Here is a 1,302-nt window from a genome sequence, read left to right as displayed (position 1 = left end):
GGCGGTTTCTAGCGATCGTTGCAACACGTGGTCGGTTGTCTAGGCCGCGAGGAGTTTAGCCAGACGCTCGGCTGGGGTTTCCCAGCCGAGCGTTTTGCGTGGGCGGCGGTTGAGCTGGTCAGCGACGGCGTCCAGGTGCTCGGGGCTGTGGACCGAGAGGTCGGTGCCCTTGGGGAAGTACTGCCGCAGCAGCCCGTTCGTGTTCTCGTTCGAGCCGCGCTGCCAGGGGCTGGCGGGGTCGCAGAAGTAGACCGGGATGTCGGTGGCGAGGGTGAACTCGCCGTGCCGGGCCATTTCGCTGCCCTGGTCCCAGGTCAGGGACCGCTTGAGGTGTGCGGGCAGGGTCTGGGCGGTGGCCGTCAGCGCGGTCAGGACGGCCTCGGCTGCGTGATCGCCGGGCAGGTGCAGGAGCATGACGTAGCGGGTCGCGCGTTCGACGAGGGTGCCGATCGCGGACTTCCCGTCCTTGCCGATAATCAGATCGCCCTCCCAGTGGCCGGGCACCGCCCGGTCCTCGGCCTCGGCAGGCCGTTCACTGATCATGATCATCGGGGTGGTGAAGCGCGGCTGCCGGCAGTTGGCCTGCCGCTGGGGCCTGCGGCGGGCCCGCCCTGAGCGCAGGGCGCCGGCGAGGTCGCGCCGTAGCTGGCCCCTGCCCTGAACGTAGAGCGCCTGGTAGACGGTCTCGTGGACCACGTGCATCTCCGCCCGGTCGGGGAACTGTGCCCGCAGAGCCTGGCATATCTGTTCCGGGCTCCACTTCTCGTCCAGCATCGCCTGGACGGCGTCGCGAAGCTCCGGGTTCCGGGTGATCTTGCGGAGCTTGGGGCGGGGCCGTCGGGCATCAGCGCGGGCCTGAGCCGCGTGCGGACGATAGGCCCCGCTGCCGGAGTGGCGGTTGCGCCGGATTTCCCGGCTGACCGTGGACGGACTGCGGCCCAGCTCCGCGGCGATCGCCCTCACGGTGGCCTTCTCCCGCAGCCGGTCCGCGATATGGATCCGCTCGTCCTCACACAGGTACCTGGATGTGCCGGAAGGCGGCACCACCGCGGAAATCGGTGGTACCGCCTTCTGCCTACGGTCGGCGCTGCGGCCGTTACGCCACTTGTTGCCGGTTCGCCGGTCAACCCCGACGATCCGGCAGGCTTCCGTGTTGCTGTATCCCTGCTGCACGAGCCGGGAGTATGCCTCCCGCTCCCGGCGCAACTTCACCGGCCCCTGAGCCGTGGTCCGCACCTTGCGGATCTCGAAGTCCATCGCACCCCTTGAGCTGGGGTGTTGCGACAACCACTAGAACCTAAG

1 protein-coding gene is annotated in these 1,302 nt (G+C 69.0%); it reads right to left on the bottom strand.

Features of this window, described 5'->3' with window-relative positions; translation table 11 throughout:
* Window positions 1-39 precede the first annotated feature (39 nt).
* The gene (locus ACIREO_RS39675; protein ID WP_404119972.1) at window positions 40-1,257 is read right to left on the bottom strand and encodes an IS30 family transposase; all 1,218 of its coding nucleotides are present in this window, start codon (window positions 1,255-1,257) and stop codon (window positions 40-42) included.
* Window positions 1,258-1,302 lie beyond the last annotated feature (45 nt).

This window comes from Streptomyces sp. NPDC102441, assembly GCF_044765585.1.
In the GTDB taxonomy this organism is placed as follows: Bacteria; Actinomycetota; Actinomycetes; order Streptomycetales; family Streptomycetaceae; genus Streptomyces.
Note: the sequence above shows the minus strand (reverse complement) of the source record. Positions and strands in the feature narration are given on the sequence as shown.